Origin of the sequence: Achromobacter sp. (genome assembly GCF_049647645.1) — a bacterium.
GTDB lineage: Bacteria > Pseudomonadota > Gammaproteobacteria > Burkholderiales > Burkholderiaceae_B > Achromobacter.
Map to the genome: position 1 here is coordinate 1 of NZ_JBARYB010000225.1, position 3,762 is coordinate 3,762.

4 protein-coding genes and 1 pseudogene are annotated in these 3,762 nt (G+C 71.0%); all 5 read right to left on the reverse strand.

Translation table 11 applies throughout. From position 1 onward, the window contains the following. Positions 1–1,269, reverse strand: a pseudogene (locus WBB14_RS26540) (hypothetical protein); the annotation flags it as partial. Continuing rightward, entirely contained in the window at positions 1,253–1,870 is a 618-nt protein-coding gene (locus tag WBB14_RS26545) for an outer membrane lipoprotein carrier protein LolA (RefSeq protein ID WP_424242404.1), read from the reverse strand. The pseudogene WBB14_RS26540 and the gene WBB14_RS26545, both read right to left, overlap by 17 nt. Then, entirely contained in the window at positions 1,867–2,310 is a 444-nt protein-coding gene (locus WBB14_RS26550; RefSeq protein ID WP_424242405.1) for an acyl-CoA thioesterase, read from the reverse strand. Before WBB14_RS26550 ends, WBB14_RS26545 begins: the two co-directional genes overlap by 4 nt. Next, the gene (locus WBB14_RS26555; protein WP_424242406.1) at positions 2,303–3,226 is read right to left on the reverse strand and encodes a glycosyl transferase; all 924 of its coding nucleotides are present in this window, start codon (positions 3,224–3,226) and stop codon (positions 2,303–2,305) included. Before WBB14_RS26555 ends, WBB14_RS26550 begins: the two co-directional genes overlap by 8 nt. After that, positions 3,223–3,762 (reverse strand): glycosyltransferase family 2 protein (locus WBB14_RS26560; protein ID WP_424242407.1); only part of this gene is annotated, 540 nt, incomplete at its 5' end. The genes WBB14_RS26560 and WBB14_RS26555, both read right to left, overlap by 4 nt.

Below are 3,762 nucleotides of genomic sequence, written 5' to 3' on the forward strand. Positions count from 1 at the left end.
GCGTCCGGCCACGCGTTCGCGCGCGCGCAGCGCGGCCTCGGCAAAGCGTAGAAGCGGCGGCCAGGGGCGGGGCCGCCAGCCGTCCATCCAGGCCGGCAACTGGCACACGGTGCAGGCATAAGCGCCCAGGAGACCGGCGGCCGAGAACACCGCGGTCTGCGTCAGCGCCGGAAACGGCGTGAACGCCAGCGCGACGTAGCCGACCAGGCTGGCGGCGAGGCTGATGGTGAGCCCGGGCAGGACCCGCCGCAGCGCGGGCCAGGCTTGCCAGTCGGCCATGCCGTAGCTCTTGCCCAGCCAGTGCATGGGAAAGTCCACCGCCACGCCGATCAGGCTGGCGCCGATCACCAGGGTCAGGACGTGGATGGAGCCGAACACGGCCACGCAGGCCACCGCGCCCGTCAACAGTCCGACCGCGACTGGCACGAAGGCCAGCAGCGCGCGCACGCGCCGCAACGCCAGGAGCAGGACCAGCACGATGCCGATGGTGGCGCCAGTGCCGATCCAGCTGCTTTCCGCCACCGCTTGCGCCCGGCCCGCGGCCGCGTACAAGGGACCGCCCGCCACCAGCAGTTCGGCGCCGGCCGCGCTCAGGGCCTGGCGGTCCAGTTCGAGTTGGGCGGCGATCTGCTGGGGGGCTGCGGCGTCGAAGGCGTCGCCGCGGGTTTCGGCGCGCACCAGCACCCAGCGCCTGCCGGCGTGTTCGGCTTGCAGCGTGCCCGTGCCCATGTCGTACTGCACGGCGCCGCCCGGGCGCAGCGCCTGTTCGGCGCGGCGCGTGAGGCCCAGCCAGTCCTGGTCCACCGGCACCAGGCCGGAGGACGAAAACGGGTCCGACAGTTCGCGTGCGCGGCGTTGGGCGTAGGCGGCAGGGTCGGTCTCAAGCTGGCGCCGGTCCGCCGCGGGCAACATGGCCAGACGGCCCGATAGCAATTGCGCGCGCAGCGCGGCCACATCGACCCGTAGTTCCACCTGCACGGAGGAGTACAGGCCGCTGTCCGTCCAGCGCTGCGCCAGCAGGCGCGCGGGCGTGACGGAGTCCGCGCCGGAATCCGCGGCGACCAGCGCGATCAGCTGGCGCGACAAGGGTTCCTGGATGCGGGCCTCGGCCAGCTGACGGGTGGCGTCGGCGCCGGCTTGCGGCACCAGCTCCATCAGGTTGGCCGACACCGGCCAGCCGTGGCGGCTTTGCCAGGCGCCGGCGCAAAGAATCAGCAGCAGCCCCAGCTTGAACAGCCGCGGCAGCCAGCGCTCAATCGGCGAACGCACGTTGCTCCTCGGCGCTCAGGGCCTGCGCGGCTTGCGCATCCGTCATCTGCAGCACGCTGCGGTCGCCCTGCGTCTCGCGCAGTTCGATGCGGTCCACCAGCGCGCCGCCGTTGATCTGGATGTTGTCGAAGATCTGGCGCAGCAGGACCGAGCGCGGCGTCAGCAGCAACTGCCATGCATCCGCCTGGCCGGTGAGCGTCAGGTCGAAGTTCTCGCGCAGTCCGGCGGTGTCTCCCGCCAGCACCGACAGGAACAGCCGGTTCTCGCGGCCGGCGCCGGAATGCTGCGGCAACGCCTGCCATTTGCCGGCTTCATCGCGCCGGAAGATGCCGTTGGCGTTGATGCGCAGGTCCTGCGCGATCGGCGTGCGCAGCAGCCACAGCAGGCCCTTGCCCGCCGCCAGGGTGAAGTCGCCTCGGCTGGTCAGCGGCTGCGGCAGCGAGCGCAGGAACTTCTGCTGCACGAAGTGGCCGCGCACCACGGGCGTGGCGCTCAGCTGCCGCTGCAGGTCGGCCAGGTCGAAGGCGCTGGCGGCAAAGGGCAGCAGCGACAGGGCCAGCAGGGCGCACAGGCGGCGCATGAAAACCAGGCGGCGCTTCATGCCGGCGTCTCCATCGATTGCAGCTTGCGCTGCACGGCGTCGACCAGCGCGGCGGGCGAGGCCAGCTGCATTTCGCGGGTCTGGATGCAGACCGCCACCTGTTCGGACGTGGCCCGCGTCAGGCGCTGGCCGCTGGCGGCGTCCAGGATCAGGTAGTTGATTTTCAGGCGGTGTTCCCATTCCACCAGTTCGGCGCGCACCAGCAGGCGCTGGCCGAACTGCGCGGGCTGCGCATAGCGCAGATGCAGGTCGATCACCGGCCAGGCGTAGCCGCTGGCGCGCATGGCGTCGTAGTTGTGCCCCAGCCGGTCCAGCAGTTCGCAGCGGGCCTGTTCCAGGTACTTCACATAGTGGCCGTGCCAGACGACGTGGAGCGAATCGACGTCGAAGAAGGGCACGCGGATTTCGACTTCAGCGCCGATGACGCCCCGTTTACGCATCGTCTTTCCAGAAAGGATAAAAGTTGAACCATTGCAGCGGCGCCAGGCGGCAGTGCGCGGCAAGTCGGTCGGCATAGCGCTGGGCCAGCTCGGCGATCCGGGCCTGGCGCGTGGCGCGCGTCCATTCGATGCCGTCGGACAGGCGTTCCATCGCCACGCGGTAGCGCGCGCCGTGGCGCGTGCAGAACAGCAGGTTGACGGGGCAGCGCAGCAGCCCGGCCAGCAGCCAGGGACCTTGCGGGAGCAGGGCGGTGGCGCCCAGGAAATCCACGGGCGCGCAGCGGTCGCCCTGCAGCGGCACGCGGTCGCCGGCGATGGCCAGCCATTCGCCGCGGTCCAGGCGCTGCGCCAGGTCCAGCATGGCGGGAGCATCCAGCTCGCTGACCTGGATCATGCGCAGCCCGCCGCCGGCGTCATGCAGCAGGCGGCTGAAATGGGCCGCGTGTTTGTCGTGGACCAGCACGTTGAGATGCAAGGTGCCGCTTTGTTCCGCCAGCGCGCGGCAGACCTCGATATTGCCCAGGTGCGAGCCGACCAGGATCTGGCCGCGGTTCCTGCCCATCTGCGCGTGCAGGCCGTCGGGATCGGAGATGTCCAGGTTGGCCATGGTGATCTTGCCCTGCCAGACGTCCAGCTTGTCCAGGATGGCGTTGGCGAACGCGAGGTACTGGCGGTAGACGGGCATGCGGCGCGGCAGCGGTTCGGCCAGCGCCCCGGATTGCGCCAGCCGGCGCTGGTAGGCTGCGATCGAGCGCCGGGCGCGGCCGCCGGAGACATAGAAATACAGCACGACCATCCAGACCACCGGCGCCACGAGGCGGCGTCCCAGGGTGCGCGCCGCCCAGGCGGTCAGGCGCATCAGCACGGCGCTGCCGCGCTCGGGCTGGCCGGCCCAATGCTGATCGGCGGCGCTCATGGGCGCGGGCCTGCGGCAAGCCGCCGCCACAGCAGGGCGGGCGAGCGAGCCAGCATGCCGAAGAAGAGGCGCGCGTGCATGCGGCTGATCAGCAGGTTGTCGCGCAGGCCCTTGAAGTGGGAGATGCCGCCTTCCGGGTAGGCCACGCGCGTCGGCAGCCACACCATCGCCACGCCGCGCCAATGCAGCCGCACCAGGACGGCGATGTCGAAGTCCATGCGCCGGCCCACTTGCGCGCCGTCGATCACGGGCAGCACCCGGGCCAGCGGGTAGACGCGGAAGCCGCACATGGCGTCGGGGATATCGAGTGAGAGCGTATTGATCCAGACCCACACGCGCGTCAGCCAGCGGCCGTAGAGACGGCTGCGCGGCACGTCGTCGCCATAGACAGGCGCGCCGCAGACCAGGGCGTGGGGCTGGGCGCGGGAGACTGCCGCGAAGGCGGCCGCGTCGACCAGGGCGTGCTGGCCGTCCGCGTCCACCTGCAGGGCATGGGTATAGCCCAGCGCGGCTGCCGCGCGCAGTCCGTCCTGCAC